Source organism: Fulvivirga sedimenti, from assembly GCF_020328055.1.
In genome coordinates this window covers 424,074-444,612 of the sequence record NZ_JAIXNE010000004.1, presented here as the reverse complement: position 1 = coordinate 444,612, position 20,539 = coordinate 424,074, and the positions used below count along the sequence as shown (strand labels likewise).

Below are 20,539 nucleotides of genomic sequence, written 5' to 3'. Positions count from 1 at the left end.
ACCCTGACCGTTACCGGATCAGGGTTTTTTTTACCATAGGAAATAATGACGAGAGTAAGATCAACAACAGTACTGGCGATAGTCCATAACGGTGAGGTGGCGATAGGCGCTGATGGTCAGGCGACCATGGGAAATTATGTGGCCAAGAGCAATGTGCGTAAAATCCGTAAGCTTCAGGAAGGAAAGATTGTTACCGGTTTTGCCGGTTCGACGGCCGATGCCTTTACACTGCTGGAGCGGTTTGACGAAAAGCTCAACAGCTACGGCGGAAATATGAAAAGGGCCGCCATTGAATTGGCAAAGGACTGGAGAACAGATCGTTATCTTCGAAAACTGGAAGCGATGCTTATAACGGCCGACAAGGACGAACTGCTGGTGGTTTCGGGTACAGGTGATGTACTGGAGCCGGATCACCAGATTGCTGCGATCGGGTCGGGTGCGATGTATGCACAGGCAGCCGCACTGGCACTGAAAAAACATGCATCTGGATTAACCGCGGAAGAAATCGTTAAGGAAAGTCTTCATATCGCTGCAGATATCTGTATTTACACGAATCATAATCTGATTATAGAAACGATCAAGTGATGCTTACCATTTACCATAACCCACGATGCCGGAAAAGCCGGGAAACGCTAAAAATTATTGAAGATGCCGGCCAGATGGTGCAGGTGGTTGACTATTTGAAGATGCCTCCATCCAGAGGTGAACTTGAGCATATTGTTGAGAAGCTGGGAATTAAGCCCGCTGAACTGATCCGTAAGGGGGAAGCCATATACAAGGAAAAATACAAAAACCAGTCACTCACCGATGCGGAGTGGCTGGATGTTCTGGCTGAAAACCCCATATTAATGGAGCGTCCTGTAGTAGTTGCCGGAAATAAGGCGGTTATCGGCAGGCCGCCTGAAAATGTAAAGGAGTTATTTTAGGGAATCAAAGCATTCCTGTATTCTTCTGCATGCTTCCCTGATCTCACTGTCGGTAATTGTTAGCGGGGGCGCAATCCTGAAGCTATTGGGGTTGGAAAGAAACCAAAAGCATATAATGCCTTTTTCAATGCCAAGTCTGACGATCTGATATACCTCATCAGGCGTGTTGAATTCAATGGCGAACATAAGTCCCTTTCTTCGTATTTCCTTTACCCGCGGATGTTGTAAAAGCGACTCGAAGAGTTTGCCTTTTTCTTCTGCTTGCGGTAAAACCTGATCCACCACATTGAGAGTTGCTAATGAGGCAGCACAAGAAACGGGATTTCCTCCGAAAGTTGTAATGTGTCCCAGCATGGGGTCGTGCGTCAGCGTTTGCATCATGTCATAGGATGCAATGAATGCGCCCAGTGGGAGTCCGCCACCCAATGCCTTGGCAGTGGTAAGGATGTCTGGAATAATGCCATAATGTTCGAACGCGAATAATTTTCCGGTACGTCCGATGCCTGTCTGAATTTCATCGAATATCAGGATTGCCCCGGTTTCATCACAGCGCTGCCGCAGAGCCTGTAGAAATGTTAAATCTGGAATCCGGACCCCCGCATCACCCTGGATCGTCTCAATGATCACAGCAGCCGTTTTGCGCGTTATTTTATCCAGGTCCTCCACCTTGTTGAAAGTCAAGAACCGGACATCAGGCAGGAGGGGGCGGAAAGCGAATTTCTTGTATTCATTACCGGAAACACTTAGTGACCCATGTGTACTTCCGTGATAGGATCCTCTGAACGCAATTAATTCGGTTCTTCCGGTCACACGCTTTGCCAGTTTGAGGGCCCCTTCATTGGCTTCGGTACCGCTATTTGTAAAATAACAGCAATTCAGGTTTTGGGGAAGGAATGAAATGAGGCGATGAGCGAGCAGGTTGGAGGAAGACTGTACAAATTCACCATAAACCATCACATGAAAGTGTCGGTCAACCTGGTCTTTCACAGCCTTGACAACATCGGGATGACGGTGGCCGATATTGCTTACGGCAATTCCTGAAATCAGATCCATGTATTTCTTCCCGGACGGACTGTACAAATACAACCCTTCTGCTTTTTCAATGTCCAGCAGGAAAGGTGATCCGGTTGTCTGGGCAATATTTTTCAGAAAGACATCGTGACTGAATTCCATGCCTCAAAAGTACAAAGGAAATTGAGACCTGAGGAATACCGATGTTAAAATACTGTGAAATCGATACGAGGTGCCGACGTGTTGCTCGCGAGGGGCTGGTTTCCTGTAATGGATAGCAATGTCTCATCTACACCCATGTTCACCATCAGGCTTTTTACACGTTCCATACGTTCGGCTGAGGCCTCTGCCGAGCCTAAATGTCCGTCGATAATAATGATCCTGCCCTGTCTGCCAAATTCAACAGCCATGAGGAAAGGTCGCATGTTTGTTATTTCAAGCTGACCATTATTGTCTTTAAACAACAGTGGGTCAAGTTTGAGCGGTGCGCCGTCCTTCTTATTAGCAATCATTTCAGTTACCTCACTACGGATGTCTTCCATTTCATCATCAGAAGGCATTTGCATGCTGTTGAAAATGATAACATTGGTTCCGGCAAGACCTGCCTCGGTAGTTGTTGACTTCTGCTGTTTCACCTTCTTTTTAGTAGGTGCAGACACAACGGACGATTCGGTTTCAGCCATTCTAAACGGCTTGGGATCTTTGGATTTCTTAACGCGTGGTCGGCGGGACACAGATCTGTGATATTTTCCCTGACGCTTTTTAATAAGGACTTTACACTGCTTCCCGGGACTTATGTTTTGTGCAGACACAAAAGATCCGGAAACAGAGAAAATCAAACATAATATCGTAAATAACGCTACTCTCATCACTTTCCCTTCCGCCGTATAACGACAGATTCTTACCTTTCATACCCCCTGACAGGGTACAGTAACCTCTTTCTTCGACGACGAACGGCTGGAAACGATGAACGTACAGCCTTTGCCGTTAAAATACAGTGATGTGTAAAGGAGAATTGTCGAAAAGTGCCTGAATCATCGTTTTTAGGCCGTTTTGACGGTTTTTAGATAGATTGAAGGAGAAATAAAGAGGTGAGATTCGGATCATTTAAACGGCTGTAGAGGGAGTTTTTGCCGGTAAATATCTGGGGGTTAGTGCTTTGAGGCAATTGGTCATTGCCGAATTTTGCTGATCAAACATTTTATATCGGATCCAGCTAATCAATCATGCCATACAATTTCAGGTAATCATGAATTTCGTTGCGTACGTCACGTGCATTTCTTCCGTCAAAAGGGGCTGTGGCAATGGCCTTAAAGAAGTCCCCAACCAGCGATGTGTCGATTCCAAGTTCCCGGGCATACAATATTGCAATTTCCAGTTCGATATCTTCCACAACGTCATCCAGATAGATCATATACACGAGATTGTAAAGAGATCTTGCCTTATCTGCGGTATCGGTAAACTCTTTTCTAAGCGCAATACTTTCGTATGCCTTGATATCCTGAACATTCACATTCAGGTGAACACCCCATTTGAGAAGACACGTAATATATTTGGTTTCAACGACTTCCTTGCTCAGGAATAATTTGAGAATTTGTATGTAACTGTCTTTAACTGAACTGATTTCTTCGGGAGTAAGCTGCATGATTCAGAGTTTATGGATGCATGATAGATTGATTTTCCATTTCTTCAAAGTTAAAAACCACAATTTGAACGCCGGAGTGCTTCAGCCTCTTCATTTCCTAATTCAGTGGCTTTCGTCCAATCTGCACAAGCTTTACGAACGTCTTGCTGCCGTAAATGCATTCGGGCACGAAGCATGTAGGGCGCAACCAGGGTTGGCCGAAGAAAGACAGCCCAGTTACAGTCGGTAATGGCTTCTTCAATATTGTTCAGGCGCGAATTCAGATCAGCCCGTTTCATAAAAAGTTCGAAGTAGATATCAGGTGTTTGGTCGACAGGCATGACGAGCTCGAATGCCTCCCCGTAACTGGTTGCCTGGAATTTCTTAAACAGTGCCTTGGCATCGTTGTAATATGCCAGAGCTTCGGTGGGTTCATTGAGGTTATGATCGTATATGCCCGCAATTTCGAGCAACAAGGAGAGGTTATTCCTGTCACGTATAAGAATATAATCAAGGGCATGGACCGCTTTCCGGTATTCACCCATCTTATATTCACACATGGCAATCTGGTACCAGGTATTCAGGTTGAGGGGTTCCTCGAAATCCTTGACAATTACATACGTTTCCACCGACTTGTCATAACTTCCCTCGTTGAAATGATCTGCTGCCTTGCTGCGAAGGAAATTTAGCATTTGGTCCCTGGCCTCGCTGTATCTTTCTTCATTGGGTATACGTACGGCGAGTGTTGAGACCTCCTGAAGAGCTGTTCGGTAATCCCCCCGGGAGAATATTTCCTGTGCTTCATTTAACCTTGAGATGCTTTCTTCACGAATCCTAAGCATTTCGCGATGCGATATATAATCGTTGAGCCAGTAAAAGCCAAGGAAGAAGCCGCTTAGAATGACGAATAAACCCAGTGAAAGAAAGAGGTCCCGGAAATACTTCCTGTCAACCTGATATTCCTTATGCCTGCCGAAATCGGTGCCTCCGTAATCCTTAAACCGTGCATAGCGCGGATAGATCGGTGGTCTTTTACGAACAGGCTCCTGTGCTTTTTCGAACGCGGAATAGGCGATATGGCCGTACTCCAGGATAAAATCATATCGGGAACGTTTCTCAGGGTTCGACAGAACCTGATAGGCTTCATTGATCTGTTTGAATTTTTCCTCTGCGGCAGAATTTCCGTCATTTTTATCGGGATGATGCCGTATTGCAAGCTTTTTATATGCTTTCTTTATTTCATCGTCCGATGCAGTGGAAGAAATCCCAAGCAATTCATAATAATTCTGCATGCATTCCTTTTATGAAGTCTTTGAAGTTTTCCTGACATTAATGTAGTTACGCCGATAAAAGTAAACGGCTGCCGCAATTACAAGCAAAGAAATAAATTGGGAATGTGATAAAATTCCTTCAATCACATAACCGCGGCTTTCATCGCCACGGAATATTTCAACGACCGACCGGCCAATTCCGTATAGGATAAGGTACAATAAAAACACCTGACCCGGAAACATCTTACGCCGTTTTACCATCACCAATGTCAGGCCTATTGCTGCGATCATGAAGGCTGAATAGAGCTGAGTAGGGTGAAGGGGTGTATCCAGGGGACGGGCAAAACAAGCCGGATCGGAAAAAATGACCCCCAGCCATCCATGGGTTTCTTTTCCGTAGCAACATCCCGCCATGAAACAGCCAATACGTCCGAATCCATGCACAATTACAGTTACGATTGCCATGATATCAAGCATAGGTAGTACGGGTAATTTATTTTTACGGAAATACCACAGCATGACAGGAATACAGAAAAGCAGCGAACCATAAAACACAAATCCGCGTCCTGAGAAAAGATCTGCCGGGTTTTCCCTGTAATACGGAGGGTTCTCAAAAAACAGGAATACCTTTCCGCCAATGAAGGCGCTGGCCAGCAAAAGAAGGAAAAGGTTATTAATGGTATCGAAGGGTACGTTAAATTCCTTCCTTGCCTGACGCGCCAGGTAAATAACGGCGAGAATGGCGCCAAGAACAATGAAGAAACCATAGCTGTAAACCGTGAATTCCTTACCGAATACTTCAAAACTAAACAGTATGGGATGCATAGTGTGGCATTTTCCCTGAAGATAGGAAATTTAGCCAAGTTCGGTTGGGGCAAGTCATTTCAAATCGTGTTATTTAGGGCATGATCTCAAGAGGAGTAGGCTTCATGCTGCTGGCGACATTTGTTTTTGCCTTAATGAACGTATTCGTCAAACTATTGCCAGCGATTCCTGCTGTTGAGATAGTGTTTTTTCGCTCACTGATCTCGCTGGTGATCAGTGTGGTTATTCTGCGTTCGCAGGGTGTATCCATTTGGGGTAAAAGCAGGGGTTGGCTTCTCCTGAGGGGAACTGCCGGAGCAATCGCGCTTGTCCTTTATTTTATTACCATACAGCTCATTCCTCTTGCCACTGCAGTTACAATTCAGTTCATCACCCCGATCTTCACCACTATAATTGGCATTTTTATTAACCGTGAACGGGTCGCACCTGTGCAATGGATATTTTTTCTTATTGCCTTTTCAGGGGTGCTGCTGGTACAGGGATTTGATCCGCGCATTACCCCGCAGTTATTACTGATTGGTGTTGTTGCTGCATTTTTTAGCGGATTGGCCTATAATTTTATCCGGAAATTGAAGACTTCCGAACACCCGCTGGTGATTATATTTTATTTTCCCCTGGTCACCATGCCACTTACAGGTGCTTACAGTGCCTTTAAGTGGGTTCAGCCTTCAGGTTGGGAATGGGTTTTCCTGCTTATGGTGGGTGTTCTTACACAAATTGCACAGTATTATATGACCCGTGCCTACCAGGAAGAGGAATTAAATAAGGTGGCAAGCGTGAGCTATATCGGGATATTCTATGCCCTGATTTTCGGGTGGGTGATTTTTGGTGAAAACTTCAATCTTCAAACTTACCTGGGTATGGCCGTTGTTTTACTCGGAGTTGTTCTTAATCTGTGGTACAAGCAATATCGGATGCCAAAAATTAATTAATTTTACAACTGGATCATTTTTATTCAATTTATGGCAGGACATAGTAAATGGGCGAATATAAAACATCGCAAGGGTGCCCAGGATGCGAAAAGAGGTAAAATTTTTACGAAACTGATCAAGGAAATTACCGTTGCTGCAAGGGAAGGTGGCGGGGACCCCGATATGAATCCGCGCCTGCGGCTGGCGATTCAGAATGCCAAGGGGCAAAACATGCCTAAGGATAATATTGACCGGGCGGTCAATAAAGGGTCAGGAAAGGATGCAGTCGACTACCAGGAACTTACCTACGAAGGCTACGGTCCTAATGGCGTCGCAGTATTCGTGGAATGTGCCACCGACAATATAAACCGGACTGTTTCCAATGTGCGTAGTTTGTTCTCGAAATATGGTGGAAGTCTTGGGGTAAATGGATCTGTGGAATATTTGTTTGAGCGTAAGGGCAGTTTTCTCATCAAGGAAAAAGACGGAATGGATCATGATGACATGACCCTGGAACTCATTGATGGCGGTGCCGAAGAAGTGGAATTTGACGAAGGATACATCAGTGTGACCAGCGCGATGGAAGATTTTGGGAGTATGCAGACAAAGCTGGATGAACTTGGGCTTGAAGTTGAGGAGGCGGGTCTTGTGAGGATTCCTACTACCAATGTAAGTCTGGATAATGATGGGTTTGAAAAAGTGATGAAACTGATTGAGGCGTTGGAGGACGATGATGATGTGCAGAAGGTTTATCATAACCTTGATGCCACCGAAGAGCAGCTTGAATCTTTGTAACTGATTTTGAAAAGTTAGAAGGCATGTCCGGGACATGCTTTTTTTATACCTAAAAATGAGTATTTCCCTTCTCAATTGACTGTAGATCATTGATTATCAGCTGAAAAAGTTGTAAATAATAGTAAATGCAACTTGCCATGAAGCTGAAACTATGGTCATGTTTTTTATTGCTTGTCACAGCCATATGCGCAAAGGCTCAATCGCCGCAGGTCTTTATGGAACATTATACTGTGGAGGATGGGTTGCTCAACAACAAAGTGTACCAACTTGCGCAAGATTCCTCAGGTTTTTTGTGGATGGTTACCCAGGAAGGATTGAGCCGTTTTAACGGTACCAGTTTCAGGCATTACCTGAATAACGAGCTTTCAGGCCCCGGATTTCCGGAAACATCCGCCATGCGTATTTACAGGGATCCGCACGGTGGGATTTGGACAGCCACAGCATCTGGTGCCATTTTGTCCTATGACCCCCTGAGGGATTACTTTGAAATACGTAATGACTCAACTACCCGCCTTCCGGCCGTGGCGCTCTCGTTTTATCAGGATTCACTTCAGAATTTCTGGATCGGAACCCTCAACAGCGGATTGTGTTTCTGGAACCGTCAACAAAATACCCTCAGAACATATCGCATGTACAATCACCCGGATAGCTTATCCGATAATCTGATTACCGATATTTCGCCGGGTACAGAGCAGGGCTTTATAACCATCAGTACGACAAAAGGTACTTGCCTGTTGAACATTAAGGAAGAAAAGTTTTACCGCCTCTGGTATAATTCGGAAAACCCAGAAGATAACTATAAGCACAATGTGATCCGTGACTTTCTTGAAACGGAAGACGCATTTTATGCAGGAACATATGGAGGGCTGCATATTACTTCCAAATCAGATTTCTCAGTGCGCCACTATTATTCTACCGGGGAAGCTGGAAAATCATTGAACTATAATTCAGTTTGGGCTCTGGTGGAAGTTGGTAACGGGGACATTTGGATTGCAACCTATGGGGGTGGTATTAATATTTATCATCCTGAAAAGAGAAATTTTTCCTACATAACGCGTGAGAACTCATCCCTGATGGAGGATAATATCACCGGCCTGTTCAGGGACCAGGATGAATCTGTTTGGGTGCTTACCGATAATACCGGGTTATTTAAAATTGATGCCCGTAAAAAGTGGATTCAGCAGTTCACGCATGATCAATTATCTATTGATGGAATCATGTCTGCTGCGTCTCTGTCTGATTCCATTGTTTGGATCGGGGCCAACGGCGGGGGACTGGTAAAATTGAATCTCATCACGAATCAAATAGATCACTTTAAGCATGATGCCTCCAATAAGTCTTCAATTGGCTATAACCATGTGAGCGGTGTGAGTATAGACGGTAAGGGCGACCTCTGGCTCAGTCTGGCTGGGGGAGGTCTTAATCACTTCAATGTTCGGGAGGGGATATTCGATCATTACCTGTTTGAAGCAGGGAGAAACAGTGTCTCTAATAATGCACTTAGTACTGTCCTGGCTACCGACAGTGTTATATGGTATGGGTCATATGGGAGCGGCTACGGGACCTATAATCCTGATACAGGTGTTTTTGGCAATTATAACTTTCCAAAATCCTCATTACAGGAATACGTTGATGTAAACAATATTTACGAGGATTCATCCGGTAATGTATGGATCCTGACAAGTTCGGGAGTTGTCCTCTATGACAAAAAACTACATGAGTTCGTAAGCGTAATCGATAATGCAAAGCCTGAAATGCCGGTCAGTAATTTCAATTTTTACAGTATTGCTGAGTCGCCTTCCGGAAGAATCGTTCTCCTCAATGATGCAAATGATCTCATAGAAGCAACGTACAATGGCATGTCTTCAGTTGATTTCAGGAAGTTCGACCTGCCCCCCGGGATTGTCAAGGATAAGCGGCTGATCGAAATTATGAAAATAACAGATTCGGTCACTTGGTTGGTCAGTCGGCGGGATGTACTTCGGCTCGAATCCGACGGAGGATACAACCAGTTTGACCGTAAAGATGGATTGACAGGTACAGAATTTTATTTACTGCACCGATCAAGGCCTGATATCAGCATGGTCATATCTGATAAGGGGCTTAATATCTTAAATGAAGATGAATTTCAGTCCCCTGTTGATGGGCCTTCCGTGCATTTTGAATCGCTCAGTATTCTGAACCGGCCGGTACGGGTGGGGGTTCGGGATAGCATACATGGTGTTTCGTTGGAGAGGAACCTGGATTATACTGACCAGATCAAACTTAATTACAGGCATAAGGAATTTACCATTGGATATGGCGCGCTGCAGTTTTATTCAAGCGGGTCTTCGGAATATCGCTATCGACTCAAAGGGTTTACCGATGAATGGGTGAGTGGCATTTCTGATTCTAAAGTATCATTTACAAACCTGGATCCCGGAAACTATACGTTTGAGGTTCAGGCTTCTCTCGTGCCAGGAATTTGGGGCCCACCTGCTCAACTTGATATTCTGATCCATCCACCGTTCTGGCAGACCTGGTGGTTCATTTCGCTGGCTATAGTGCTGGTTGCCGGATTGCTTTATTTTCTTCACTATTATCGTTTACAGAAGGCACTCGCCGTGGCAAACCTTCGAAATCAGATTGCCCAGGACCTGCATGATGATATTGGATCATCACTCACCAAGATATCTCTTTATTCGAGTCTTCTTAGTAATAGCGAAGAAGATGACCAATCAAATGGATTTCTGAGAAATATTGGTGAATTAAGCCGTGACGTGATCAGTCAGATGAGCGATATCGTCTGGTCGATCGATCATAAAAATGATACGGCAGGCAACCTCATCATACGTATGAAACAATTTGCCACAGAAACGTTTGAGGCATTCAATATTGATCTCGAATTCACCGTAAAGGGCGTGCAATCCGGTGCATTTATTGATCCGCTTTTCAGACAGAATTTCTATCTGATTTTCAAGGAGTCGGTAAATAATATTTGCAAGCATTCACGGGCAACAAAGGTATTGGTGGAAGTAATGTTTGATCATGGAAAATATTCGTTGCGCGTAACCGATAATGGTAGGGGTATGATGCTGGAAAATGGAACCCGGCAGAACGAATTGAATGTTTCCATTAAGGAACAAAAGGGTAATGGTTTGCAAAATATGCAAAAACGTGCCGATCGGATAGGTATGAGATTCGCCATGGATTCGATGCCGGATCGGGGTACCACCATTGAGGTGGGGTGACCATTTGGCACCACATAATCATGTGGTTTACACGAAACGATGCTTTTGGTATCTTGAAATCACTTTACGGGACAGATATGATCGGAATTGGTATAATTGAGGACGATGCGCAGATCAGGACGGTATTACAAACGTATATAGACCGTCAGTCGGAATTCAATTGCCTGGGTGCGTATGAAAGTGTTGAGAAAGGATTGTCCGGGTTTAGTGAAAACCTCATGCCTGACGTTATGTTGATGGATATAGAGCTGCCGGGTATGTCGGGAATTGAGGGAGTGAAGCTGCTCAAGCAGCGTCATCCCACAATGGAATTCATCATACTTACCATATACCATGATGTCAATAAGATTTTCCCGGCGTTAAGGGCAGGTGCAAGTGGTTATCTGTTGAAGAACACACCGCTCCCCGATATCAAGGAAGGAATTTTACAGGTGCAGTCGGGAGGCTCACCCATGTCGCCCCAGATCGCCCGGCTGGTCATTGAGACCTTTACCGGCAAAAGGGAGAAAGAGGAAAACCATCGGAACGTGCTTACTGATCGTGAACAGGAAATAGTGATTGCGCTGGTGGATGGGTTGAGTTATAAAATGATTGCCGATCGGATGTCTATTTCGATTGAAACGGTACGGTATCATATTCGAAACATTTACAGCAAGCTTCATGTGCACAGCAAAGCTGAGGTGATTGGCAAATCCCTTCGGGGTGAGATATAAAAAAAGGCCTGGTTCACAGGCCTTTTTTTAATAATGCTGATCAGGTATTACAGTCTTGCGATTAAATCTGCAACACGGTTTGAATATCCGGCCTCGTTATCATACCAGGATACTACTTTTACCAAATTTCCATTGGCTGTTGTAACGCCTGAATCGAAGATGGAAGAGTGTGGATCACCAATAATATCTGTTGAAACGATCGGATCTTCCATGTAGCAAAGGATTCCCTTCATTGGTCCATCGGCTGCCGCTTTCATCGCTGCGTTGACTTCCTCGGCAGTTACTTCTTTCTTCAGGATACAAACCAGGTCGGTAAGCGATCCGGTAGGAGTAGGAACGCGTACTGCATTTCCATCCAGTTTCCCTTTCAGTTCCGGAAGTACAAGTCCAACCGCCTTAGCCGCACCGGTAGTAGTAGGAACGATGTTAAGTGCCGCAGCACGTGCACGACGAAGATCTTTATGCGGGGCATCCTGCAGGTTCTGATCTGCCGTATAGGCGTGGATCGTAGTGATAAAACCTTTTTCAATACCGAATGTGTCATTCAACACCTTGGCTACAGGAGCAAGGCAGTTGGTGGTACATGATGCGTTGGACAGGATGTCTTCGTCGCCGGTAAGGGTGTCATCGTTTACGCCGAGTACAACGGTTGTAATGTCTCCTTTGGCAGGGGCAGAGATTACTACTCTTTTGGCTCCGGCTGCAAGGTGTTTTCCGGCACTTTCGCGGTCGGTGAACCGTCCGGTAGACTCAAGTACGACATCTACCTTATTTTCTCCCCAGGGCAGGGCAGCAGGATCGCGTTCTGCGAGGGCAAGGATTTTCTTTCCGTTAACAATGATATGTTCATCGGTTGATTCAACGGTGCCATTAAATCTTCCGTGGATAGAATCGTACTTCAGAAGGTGAGCGAGTGTGGCGTTATCGGTAAGGTCGTTGATGGCAACCACTTCGACATTCTCTTTTTCCAGGAGGATCTTGAATGCCAGTCGGCCAATGCGACCGAAACCATTGATAGCTACTCTAGTCATGGGTATAAGTGTTTAAGTTAGAATTTCTTTCTTTTTTTGAGAGCGGTAAAATTACATTACCTGCAGGCGAAATGCAAAGGAAGCGCCGGAGTAAAAAATGAAGGTATTGTAAATTTTTTTTCGGGGAAGTTTTGCAAATATTTAAGAGCCATCTATATTTGCAACTCCATTTAACAAATGGCCCGTTCGTCTAGGGGTTAGGACGCCAGGTTTTCATCCTGGAAACAGGGGTTCGATTCCCCTACGGGCTACAATGCGAAGGCTACCAGAAGGTAGCCTTTTTGCGTTGTAGCCCTTCGTGGAAGCTTGCGCGACAGGCTGGCCTCTTCGCTAAAAAGCTCTACTGGAGCTTTTCTTATCACCCGGTGCTCCTATTGCATCCGCCGTAGCTTTAGCGAAGGTGGACGGGCTACAAATGCAGAAAGAGAAAGAGAATGAGAAAGAGAATGAGAATGAGAAAGAGAATGAGAAAGAGAATGAGTGATTATTCTACTCAATCTCATTTACCGGTGATTCAGAAGGCATTTCATTAAAATGCTCCATCCAGCTCATAAATCCAGTCATCCTCGATTCGATAACGTTTATTGAAATTTTTGGATCTTACCCCAAGGTAGATCATGGCCGAGCCGGGGATGATCAGTAAAAATCCTGCCGGATTACCGAACGCCCCAATAAGGACTCCTATTCCTGTAACAACCGCCCCGCCATAGATGAGTACTCCGCGGGTAAGTGCCGATTGTAAAATGGGAACACGTTGAATCTCCTGGATATTTACTAATTCTATGGTCTTTCCGTCAATTGATATCTTTCCCCGGTCAGTAACGACAAATCGTCCCGCGAATTCCTGTCCGAATCTATTCTTAACCCGCACTCTTTTTGATTCCTTAATGAAGATCTCCTTGCCCGATTCCCGATTTATGATTCGCAGACCAGGCTCCTGCGCAAAAACGGCTATGGAAAACAGAATGCCAAAGAAAATAAGCGTGATGGTTTTCATGTATCTTAAGGTCTATTTAGCTATTATTCATTTAATAACTGCTTAATAATCAAAATGTTGTAGAGGGATCTGACTTTTTAACTCCACTCACTTCAAACTTTTGATCCATGCGATGTGGATCAGTCATTTCTTATCGGATTTATATTCGTTACCCTTCGTCGAAATTCGCATAAAATACGCGAACCGCAATAGGAAATAGATTTCTACGTTTACCTTTCAATCGCCGGGGTTATGTATAGGCATACCCCTGAGGAATTGTCTAAAGGCTTTATTTATGAACAGAAGTAAATTTTTAACGGCACTGGCTGCCGGTGTTATTCCTCTGTCATTACTACCGGCAGGTTTCATTAACGCCCTTGATAACGACTCAATCGTGGATGCCCGCAGAAATTTCATGCGGATATATAAGGATGAAAAACTGCGGAATGAATTCTTTCTGTTTCTGCAAAATGTATTCAACCTCTATCCCGAAGATGATTTCCACAAACTGATCGGACAGGTGGTAAGCGTGAAAGAGGGTGACCGGGAAGTTTACCTGGAAGTTCAGTCGAAGCTCAAGGAAATCACCCCATTATTTTCAATATTCAAGTATCAGCTGCCTGCTTTATTTCATCAGAAGGATGTGATGGCAGCGCAATCCATGGAGTTGCTCGGGAAGAATAGCAGTTATAATGGCTACCTGGAGATTGGTTCATCGGGCAGATACCTGGATTACCTTGAAGAAAAAGTAAAAATAACCGGGGAACGCTATTATGCCGATGGAAAGAAGCCCGGCTATTCTATTACTGAAATGGTTGATCGGGGTCAAATCCCAATTGGAGCCAGCTATATTCCCTTTACAAATTATGAAACGCAGTATGGATGTGAAATCCCAAGGGGAAGCCTCGACCTCGTGACAGTCTATATCGGCTTTCATCACTGCCCGATTGAATTACGAACATCCTTTATTTCTTCCATTCGCGATACCCTGCGAACAGGTGGTAAACTGGTTTTGAGAGACCACGACTGTGATACAGAGGAACAAAAAACACTTGTGGCCCTGGCCCACGATGTTTTTAATATGGGAACGAAGGAGCCGTGGGAGAATAATGAAAAGGAGATTCGGAATTTTTACTCCCTGGCATTCATTCAAAACTTTGTATCCAACCTGGGTTTCAGGTATGAAGGATGTTCCCTCTACCAGGCGGGTGATCCAACCAAAAATGCGCTGATGCTTTTTACCAAAATTTAGAGACCAACTCATGAGACTGTTGAAAATAATTTTCATTAAGGCGTGGGTTGTACTCGTCTGGATATTTCGGTTCATTGTAAGAACCATTACCTCATTTTTCAGATTCATCAATAAGAAAAAGAGGAGGGCTATTCCGTTTTACCTCGTTTGTGCATACTTCCTCTTTGTCTTCATACTCATCGCCATTTCGGGTGATTCGGAATATCAAAAAGTACTTCCCGATAAACGTGTAAATGACGTTACCGAGCTTAATCCTGTCATGGTGGGTAAGATCGTTCAACCGCATTCGGTTGATGATATCGTAGACGCCATTCGGTCTACCACAGGACCCATATCAATTGGGGGAGGTAGATTCAGCATGGGCGGACAGACTGCGTTTGAAAATAGTCTGCACCTGGATATGCGGCAATTCAATAAAGTGCTGGACCTGGACGTAGAAAAAAAACAGGTTACCCTGCAGGCTGGGATCGTTTGGCGCGACCTTCAGAAGATTATCGACAAGGAAGACCTTTCCGTAAAAATTATGCAAACCTACGCCAACTTTACCGTGGGTGGATCGATATCGGTTAACTGTCACGGACGCTATGTTGGTCATGGTCCGATCATTTCTTCTGTGATTGCATTGAAAATAGTTACGTCCGATGGCGAAGTGGTTAACGCAAGCCGGCAGGAGAATTCCGAACTGTTTCGGGCAGCGATCGGAGGGTACGGCGGTGTCGGGGTTATTGCCGAGGCAACACTCCAGCTGGCAGAAAATGTGAAGGTGGAGCGCAGAACGGAATTGCTCAATGTGGAGGATTATTTGACTTATTTTGATGAAAATGTTAGAAATGACAGCACAGTTATCTTTCAAAACGGTGATCTGTACCCGCCTGATTATGAGGTCATAAATAACGTTTCCTGGCGGACATCAGAAAGGGAACTTACCGATACCACGCGTGTGACCCCTGAAGGGGAAACCTATTGGCTTGAACCCCGGTTGGTGAACGTGGTTTCCTGGGGAGATTTTGGTAAATGGGTTCGGAAAAAAATTATTGACCCCTATGTTTATAAATCTGAATCAGTTGTGTGGAGAAACAAGGAAGCCAGCTATGATGTAGCAGAACTGGAGCCTTCATCCCGGGAAAAGCAAACCTACGTATTACAGGAATATTTCATTCCGGTAAAAAGGATAACTTCCTTTATTCCTAAAATGAGAGACGTTTTTGAGAAATATGATGTGAATGTCATCAATGTCTCACTTCGACATGCCTATCCGGATAAGGAGTCCTTTTTATCATGGGCCGATGAGGAGGTCTTTGCCTTTGTGGTGTATTATAAACAAGGTACGGATGTCAAGTCGCGCGAGAAAGTTAAAGAATGGACGGTAGAAATGACCGATGCCATCCTTAGTGAAAATGGAAAATGGTACCTGCCGTACCAGCCGCACGCAACTCAACAGCAGTTTTATCAGGCTTTCTCATCAGCTCCACGCTATTTTGAAGTGAAACACCAGTTTGATTCTTTGAACAGATTTACCAATAAGCTCCTTGATAAATATGATCCTTCTCAATCCAATTCGATTGAGTTAAAAAAAGGTCAAATCCCGGGATATGTACGTGCCGAGGAGCAGACTATTCTCACTGTGCCGGAGTGGTACCTCGTCTTCAACCCGAAAGAATACGCCGACTGGCTGGAATCCGGGAACAACCCTTCAGATTTTCCGTACTATTCGTCAATTGATGAATATTGGAAACTATATGATCGTTCGATTAAACTGGCCTCGAGTGCATACCCACCTAACGACGAATATATCACCATGTTAAATGTGATCGGCGTTAGCGTTACGATGGAGTATGCTGGTAAAATGATTTATGAGAATACGGTCGGACGAGTTTTTGGTTGGTTCGCCAATGAGGAAATATCAACGCAGGAACGAACAATCATGGAGGCACAGCGAGCCTACAGCAACTTTATTTATCATACAGCCTGGTATGAATTTGAATTTTTGCCCTGGATTGGCAAAGTATGGAGGCAGCGGGATGAATCCTCTGCGAGTTGGTTACGGAAATGGGAGCGGACGCTGTTCTTTACTTTCGAATTTACTTTGAAAGCAGGATATGCTCAATTGATTGAATGGGCTGCCAGGGCCAGTTATGAAGAACCTGTTACAGATATTTATGTAAGCGCTTCCTCAGTAGAGGATATTCAGCCCACCAGTGATCTAAAGATTATTGCGGCAGAGGGAAATGAATATATTCTGGCCATTACCCGTTGGGGAGCATTTACCGAAACTATGCTAACACTCACCAGCAGCAATATGATCATCCGGGACATTGGGGGGAATGATGAGATAGCGGTTTCCGTAATTCTGAATAAGGATCAGGATTTGGAATTCAGCGATGCAGAAATACTGTATACATCGGAACTTGTCACCCAACCGGATCAAAAGCGAATGGTTGTACTAATGAATGTGGATGACTTGCTTCCTTTTATCCGTTCAATGAAACGGTCTTCATCCACAATTGAGCATATCTTCGATTATTGAACAAATTGCTCTCATTTTAACTATGCTGACGCAATTGCATTAGCATTCCACAAAAGATTTCTAAGAACACTTCCTGGTGTGTTAAAAATTTGCATTAATTTCTTTGGTTAATGTTTATATTACCACGGAATTTTTGAATCTGACTAACAACTTTAAACATGAGATTAACTGCAATCTTCCTTATTCTACTCATTTCCTTTGCCGGCTGTAAAGACAAAGTCCTTACCGATGAAGAGCTCCTCGCTTTCGCAGATAAGGTAGAATCCGACCAGTTCAGGTATCATGTAGCCCTGCTGGCTGACGACAGCATGAAGGGCAGACTTCCCGGAACTCCTGAATATGAAAAGGCAATGGGATATGTGGTAGACCAGTTTGAGGCATTCGGACTTGAGCCGGTAGGGGATAACGGAAGTTATTTACAACACCTGACCCTGCGAACGGTACGAGTGAATCCATACCATTCTCATTTGTTGCTTGGAAGTGATACCCTCAAGGCCGGTTCGGATTATTTGTATATGGGAAATGCGAATCAGAAGCAACAGGCCGTTGAGGCCGGCGTTGTATTTGTTGGCTATGGCATTGAAGCCGATACTTTTGGTCATAATGATTATGCAGGAATAGACGTAGCCAATAAAATTGTGCTTGTGCTATTGGGTGCTCCTGAAACACTGCCACCAAGCGAAAGGGCATACTTCAGTAATCTCTCAACAAAGATGCAGACGGCGGATGCCAAAGGTGCCAGTGGAGTTTTACTGATCTATCCGCCAAATGGAAGGGGCAGCTTTGAGGGTGCCAGCCGCCGGTATTCTGAATCGGGAATAACCAATGTGCTGATGCCATCGGGTCTGGCTGATGGAAGGGCAAATTTAGGTGAGAATTTAAAAATTGCCGGTTTCTATAACATGGAATCACTTGACCGATTGATTCCAGGTGCAATGGATTCACTGCTTATCAAGTATGAACAGGGAGAACTCCTCCAGCCTGGTGAAGAACTAATTCTGTCTGGCAGTGTAGTCTCTGACTGGCAGGAATTTGAAAGTGCGAACGTGCTGGGCTTGCTGGAAGGGACAGATTTAAAAGATGAATATATTATCCATACAGCTCATTTAGATCATGTTGGCATTGGCGAGCCTGTAAATGGCGATTCAATTTATAACGGTGCTCACGACAACGCATCGGGCATAAGTGCGATGCTTGAAATTGCCCGACTTTACACCTCCATGGACTCAAAGCCCAGGAGATCTGTAATCTTTGCGGCTGTTACGGCCGAAGAAATGGGATTACTGGGATCAAAATACCTGGCCCGTAATCCGCCGGTTCCAAAAGAACAAGTTATTGCCAATGTAAATACGGATATGCCAACGCTGATCGCCCCTTTGTTGTCGATCGAGCCCTTGGGTGCAGAACACAGCAGCATTATGAAACATGTACAGACCAATGCCCGCTTGTTGAACCTACAGGTGAATGAGGATCACATGCCCGAGGAGGTGAGGTTTGTAAGAAGTGACAACTATAATTTTATCCTTGAAGGAGTTCCGGCGTTGCGCATGAAATACGGACTTAAAACGGAAGACTCCGAAACCGGATTAGATTCCCTGATTAATACATTTACCAGAAATGTCTATCACAAACCTTCGGATGAGGTGGACGGACTTTTTGATTTTGAAGCGGCCAGGACATATGTGAAGCTTCAGTTTATGAACAGTTACAAAATCAGTGTGGATGATGAACGTCCGAAGTGGAATGAAGATTCCTTTTTTAGAAAATTTGAGCGATAAGGAGGAAATCCCCGGGGGCAAAATTCTGCTCTTGATTTAAAGTTGAACGATGGTAGCTGCAATATTGAGTTTCTTCCTTGCATTAACAGATTAAATTGATTTATTAGTAAGAGTATAATTGAAAAGAGAATTACATTTTAAATTATACTTATGAATAAAAATCTTGTTTATGATATCGGAATGTGCGACGGTTCAGATACCCGCAAGTATTTATCCCTGGGCTATGATGTTGTTGCTGTAGAGGCTGATCCCACACTCGTAGAAAAGGCAAAAAGAAAGTTCAGCAATTACATTAAATCGGGCAGACTCAAGATTATAAATGTAGGAATAACCCAGGAACGGGGCACGGATACTTTTTATGTAAACGATGCAATGCCAATCTGGAATTCCTTCGATAAGGAAATAACCGGACGTGACAACATGCCATACCGGGAAATTAAGATTACCTGTGTTCCGTTTGCTGATATCATCGAGGAACACGGCGTTCCGTTTTATCTGAAGATTGATATTGAGGGTAATGATATTTATTGTGTCAGGGATCTGAAGCCTGGGAATTTGCCAAAGTATGTTTCGCTCGAAGCGGATAACAAGGCAGATCTGGAATCCCTTGATGCACTCAGGGATGTTGGATATACCAAGTTTCAATGTATCAATCAGAATACATTCACTCCTGTGAGCGTTCCCTATGAAATGAAATTGAATCCCGGTAAAATGAACTTTAATGACCGGCTTTACTTACAGGTCATGTATAATAAGAATTTCTTTATCAGGGCACTGCGCAAATTTAAAGGAAGGGAAATCTTTAAATTTCTACTGAATCCTTCTTCCAACCTGACATATCAGATCGGTACCTCTGGTCCGTTTGGAGAATTACTCCCCAATGACTGGCTCACCTATGACCAGGTTAAAACGGAGTTCCTGGAATCCTTCAGATCCTTTGATGAAAGACATCCGAATTCCAGTTATGGATTTTGGTGTGACTTTCATGCTACCTATTAGTCGTATAAACCCAATTCTCGTCTAACCCCCTTCACTGTCACCGGGGGTTTCAAATTGGTGCTGGCTTAAAGTTTATCAACTGTATTTTGATGCCATAGTTCATTTTTCAAACTGACAATCCGCATAAAATAAATCCGACAAAGGGATAAAATTTAGGGAACAAAAAAAATCGTGCTGCCATGAATATTAATAACTATTCAAAACCGCAGCTGAATATCCTTATTATCCTAAGAATATTAATCGGCTGGCACTTTCTGTATGAAGGTGTATTAAAAGTATATAATCCTGAATGGACGGCAAAGGGCTTTTTGCTTTCCTCTCAGGGCATTTTTCGTCCGCTTTTCACCTGGATGGCAGGTGACGGGCAAATTGGATTTATTGATTCTGCCAATATCGTGATACTGATGTTTGTGGGCATTGCCCTCATTGCAGGAATTCTGGAAAGACCGGCGGCATTGTCTGGATTCGTATTGCTCATGCTGTATTACCTGGCCCATCCGGCGTTTCCCGGACTGGAGCAGGGTCCTACAGAAGGCAACTACTGGATCGTGAATAAAAACCTGATTGAAGGATTTACCCTTCTTGCCCTGTATTATTTCCCTACAAGTGCTGCATTCGGCTTGAGGAGGATATTTACCGGGGATAAAAAACTCGCTAACACCTAAACCTG

The 20,539-nt window shown here is 44.2% G+C and carries 18 protein-coding genes and 1 tRNA gene; 12 read left to right on the top strand and 7 right to left on the bottom strand.

Annotated elements, in window-relative coordinates; translation table 11 throughout:
- The first annotated feature begins 45 nt into the window (after positions 1–45).
- Positions 46–585 carry an ATP-dependent protease subunit HslV gene (hslV, locus tag LDX50_RS19930; RefSeq protein ID WP_225697963.1) on the top strand — a complete coding sequence of 180 codons (540 nt, stop codon included), beginning with the start codon at positions 46–48 and terminating at the stop codon, positions 583–585.
- The gene (arsC, locus tag LDX50_RS19925) at positions 585–926 is read left to right on the top strand and encodes an arsenate reductase (glutaredoxin) (RefSeq protein WP_225697962.1); all 342 of its coding nucleotides are present in this window, start codon (positions 585–587) and stop codon (positions 924–926) included. The genes hslV and arsC overlap by 1 nt, the downstream gene beginning before the upstream one ends.
- Here the strand turns inward: arsC and LDX50_RS19920 are convergent.
- From LDX50_RS19920 to lgt, 5 genes are all read right to left on the bottom strand, one after another.
- Positions 918–2,099 (bottom strand): aspartate aminotransferase family protein, encoded by a 1,182-nt coding sequence (locus tag LDX50_RS19920; protein ID WP_225697961.1) that lies wholly within the window; start codon positions 2,097–2,099, stop codon positions 918–920. The genes arsC and LDX50_RS19920 overlap by 9 nt on opposite strands.
- A 44-nt stretch (positions 2,100–2,143) precedes the next feature.
- A complete protein-coding gene (locus LDX50_RS19915; RefSeq protein WP_225697960.1) occupies positions 2,144–2,620 on the bottom strand; it encodes a hypothetical protein in 477 nt (158 codons plus the stop codon).
- 533 nt (positions 2,621–3,153) lie between these two features.
- Positions 3,154–3,582, bottom strand: coding sequence for a hypothetical protein (locus tag LDX50_RS19910; RefSeq protein WP_225697959.1), 429 nt, complete (start codon positions 3,580–3,582; stop codon positions 3,154–3,156).
- A 50-nt stretch (positions 3,583–3,632) separates the two neighbouring features.
- Complete coding sequence (locus tag LDX50_RS30955) at positions 3,633–4,853, bottom strand: DnaJ domain-containing protein (protein ID WP_275951756.1); 1,221 nt, start codon at positions 4,851–4,853, stop codon at positions 3,633–3,635.
- A 9-nt stretch (positions 4,854–4,862) separates the two neighbouring features.
- The gene (gene lgt / locus LDX50_RS19900; RefSeq protein ID WP_225697958.1) at positions 4,863–5,657 is read right to left on the bottom strand and encodes a prolipoprotein diacylglyceryl transferase; all 795 of its coding nucleotides are present in this window, start codon (positions 5,655–5,657) and stop codon (positions 4,863–4,865) included.
- Between the two features lie 80 nt (positions 5,658–5,737).
- On the opposite strand from lgt, the gene LDX50_RS19895 reads away from it, so the two are divergent.
- The 4 genes from LDX50_RS19895 to LDX50_RS19880 all read left to right on the top strand — a co-directional run bounded on the left by LDX50_RS19895 (position 5,738) and on the right by LDX50_RS19880 (position 11,306).
- On the top strand, positions 5,738–6,589 hold the full coding sequence (locus LDX50_RS19895) for a DMT family transporter (RefSeq protein ID WP_225697957.1): 852 nt from the start codon (positions 5,738–5,740) through the stop codon (positions 6,587–6,589).
- Between the two features lie 30 nt (positions 6,590–6,619).
- Positions 6,620–7,363 carry a YebC/PmpR family DNA-binding transcriptional regulator gene (locus LDX50_RS19890; protein ID WP_225697956.1) on the top strand — a complete coding sequence of 248 codons (744 nt, stop codon included), beginning with the start codon at positions 6,620–6,622 and terminating at the stop codon, positions 7,361–7,363.
- 137 nt (positions 7,364–7,500) lie between these two features.
- Complete coding sequence (locus LDX50_RS19885) at positions 7,501–10,593, top strand: sensor histidine kinase (protein ID WP_225697955.1); 3,093 nt, start codon at positions 7,501–7,503, stop codon at positions 10,591–10,593.
- Positions 10,594–10,613: 20 nt separating this feature from the next.
- The gene (locus LDX50_RS19880; protein WP_225697954.1) at positions 10,614–11,306 is read left to right on the top strand and encodes a response regulator; all 693 of its coding nucleotides are present in this window, start codon (positions 10,614–10,616) and stop codon (positions 11,304–11,306) included.
- A gap of 47 nt (positions 11,307–11,353) precedes the next feature.
- Here the strand turns inward: LDX50_RS19880 and gap are convergent, their stop codons facing one another.
- Positions 11,354–12,337: a type I glyceraldehyde-3-phosphate dehydrogenase gene (gene gap / locus LDX50_RS19875; RefSeq protein ID WP_255647357.1), complete on the bottom strand. Its 984-nt coding sequence runs from the start codon at positions 12,335–12,337 to the stop codon at positions 11,354–11,356.
- Between the two features lie 179 nt (positions 12,338–12,516).
- Here gap and LDX50_RS19870 point away from each other — a divergent pair.
- Positions 12,517–12,588 (top strand) — tRNA-Glu (locus tag LDX50_RS19870).
- Positions 12,589–12,866: 278 nt separating this feature from the next.
- On the opposite strand, the gene LDX50_RS19865 is transcribed toward LDX50_RS19870, so the two are convergent.
- A complete protein-coding gene (locus LDX50_RS19865) occupies positions 12,867–13,334 on the bottom strand; it encodes a hypothetical protein (protein ID WP_225697953.1) in 468 nt (155 codons plus the stop codon).
- Positions 13,335–13,608: 274 nt separating this feature from the next.
- Here LDX50_RS19865 and LDX50_RS19860 point away from each other — a divergent pair, with 274 nt between their 5' ends.
- From LDX50_RS19860 to LDX50_RS19840, 5 genes are all read left to right on the top strand, one after another.
- Positions 13,609–14,565 carry a hypothetical protein gene (locus LDX50_RS19860; RefSeq protein ID WP_225697952.1) on the top strand — a complete coding sequence of 319 codons (957 nt, stop codon included), beginning with the start codon at positions 13,609–13,611 and terminating at the stop codon, positions 14,563–14,565.
- A gap of 10 nt (positions 14,566–14,575) precedes the next feature.
- Positions 14,576–17,092 (top strand): FAD-binding oxidoreductase, encoded by a 2,517-nt coding sequence (locus LDX50_RS19855; protein WP_225697951.1) that lies wholly within the window; start codon positions 14,576–14,578, stop codon positions 17,090–17,092.
- Positions 17,093–17,250: 158 nt separating this feature from the next.
- Positions 17,251–18,870, top strand: a complete 1,620-nt coding sequence (locus tag LDX50_RS19850; protein WP_225697950.1) for a M28 family peptidase — start codon at positions 17,251–17,253, stop codon at positions 18,868–18,870.
- Positions 18,871–19,020: 150 nt separating this feature from the next.
- On the top strand, positions 19,021–19,869 hold the full coding sequence (locus tag LDX50_RS19845) for an FkbM family methyltransferase (protein WP_225697949.1): 849 nt from the start codon (positions 19,021–19,023) through the stop codon (positions 19,867–19,869).
- Between the two features lie 179 nt (positions 19,870–20,048).
- Positions 20,049–20,534 carry a DoxX family membrane protein gene (locus LDX50_RS19840; protein ID WP_225697948.1) on the top strand — a complete coding sequence of 162 codons (486 nt, stop codon included), beginning with the start codon at positions 20,049–20,051 and terminating at the stop codon, positions 20,532–20,534.
- The last annotated feature ends 5 nt before the right edge of the window (positions 20,535–20,539 follow it).

Bases quoted from the DNA above. Each gene is read 5' to 3' on its own strand.
- hslV (WP_225697963.1), top strand. From the start codon at position 46: ATGACGAGAGTAAGATCAACAACAGTACTGGCGATAGTCCATAACGGT.
- arsC (WP_225697962.1), top strand. From the start codon at position 585: ATGCTTACCATTTACCATAACCCACGATGCCGGAAAAGCCGGGAAACG.
- LDX50_RS19920 (WP_225697961.1), bottom strand. From the start codon at position 2,099: ATGGAATTCAGTCACGATGTCTTTCTGAAAAATATTGCCCAGACAACC.
- LDX50_RS19915 (WP_225697960.1), bottom strand. From the start codon at position 2,620: ATGGCTGAAACCGAATCGTCCGTTGTGTCTGCACCTACTAAAAAGAAG.
- LDX50_RS19910 (WP_225697959.1), bottom strand. From the start codon at position 3,582: ATGCAGCTTACTCCCGAAGAAATCAGTTCAGTTAAAGACAGTTACATA.
- LDX50_RS30955 (WP_275951756.1), bottom strand. From the start codon at position 4,853: ATGCAGAATTATTATGAATTGCTTGGGATTTCTTCCACTGCATCGGAC.
- lgt (WP_225697958.1), bottom strand. From the start codon at position 5,657: ATGCATCCCATACTGTTTAGTTTTGAAGTATTCGGTAAGGAATTCACG.
- LDX50_RS19895 (WP_225697957.1), top strand. From the start codon at position 5,738: ATGATCTCAAGAGGAGTAGGCTTCATGCTGCTGGCGACATTTGTTTTT.
- LDX50_RS19890 (WP_225697956.1), top strand. From the start codon at position 6,620: ATGGCAGGACATAGTAAATGGGCGAATATAAAACATCGCAAGGGTGCC.
- LDX50_RS19885 (WP_225697955.1), top strand. From the start codon at position 7,501: ATGAAGCTGAAACTATGGTCATGTTTTTTATTGCTTGTCACAGCCATA.
- LDX50_RS19880 (WP_225697954.1), top strand. From the start codon at position 10,614: ATGTGGTTTACACGAAACGATGCTTTTGGTATCTTGAAATCACTTTAC.
- gap (WP_255647357.1), bottom strand. From the start codon at position 12,337: ATGACTAGAGTAGCTATCAATGGTTTCGGTCGCATTGGCCGACTGGCA.
- LDX50_RS19865 (WP_225697953.1), bottom strand. From the start codon at position 13,334: ATGAAAACCATCACGCTTATTTTCTTTGGCATTCTGTTTTCCATAGCC.
- LDX50_RS19860 (WP_225697952.1), top strand. From the start codon at position 13,609: ATGAACAGAAGTAAATTTTTAACGGCACTGGCTGCCGGTGTTATTCCT.
- LDX50_RS19855 (WP_225697951.1), top strand. From the start codon at position 14,576: ATGAGACTGTTGAAAATAATTTTCATTAAGGCGTGGGTTGTACTCGTC.
- LDX50_RS19850 (WP_225697950.1), top strand. From the start codon at position 17,251: ATGAGATTAACTGCAATCTTCCTTATTCTACTCATTTCCTTTGCCGGC.
- LDX50_RS19845 (WP_225697949.1), top strand. From the start codon at position 19,021: ATGAATAAAAATCTTGTTTATGATATCGGAATGTGCGACGGTTCAGAT.
- LDX50_RS19840 (WP_225697948.1), top strand. From the start codon at position 20,049: ATGAATATTAATAACTATTCAAAACCGCAGCTGAATATCCTTATTATC.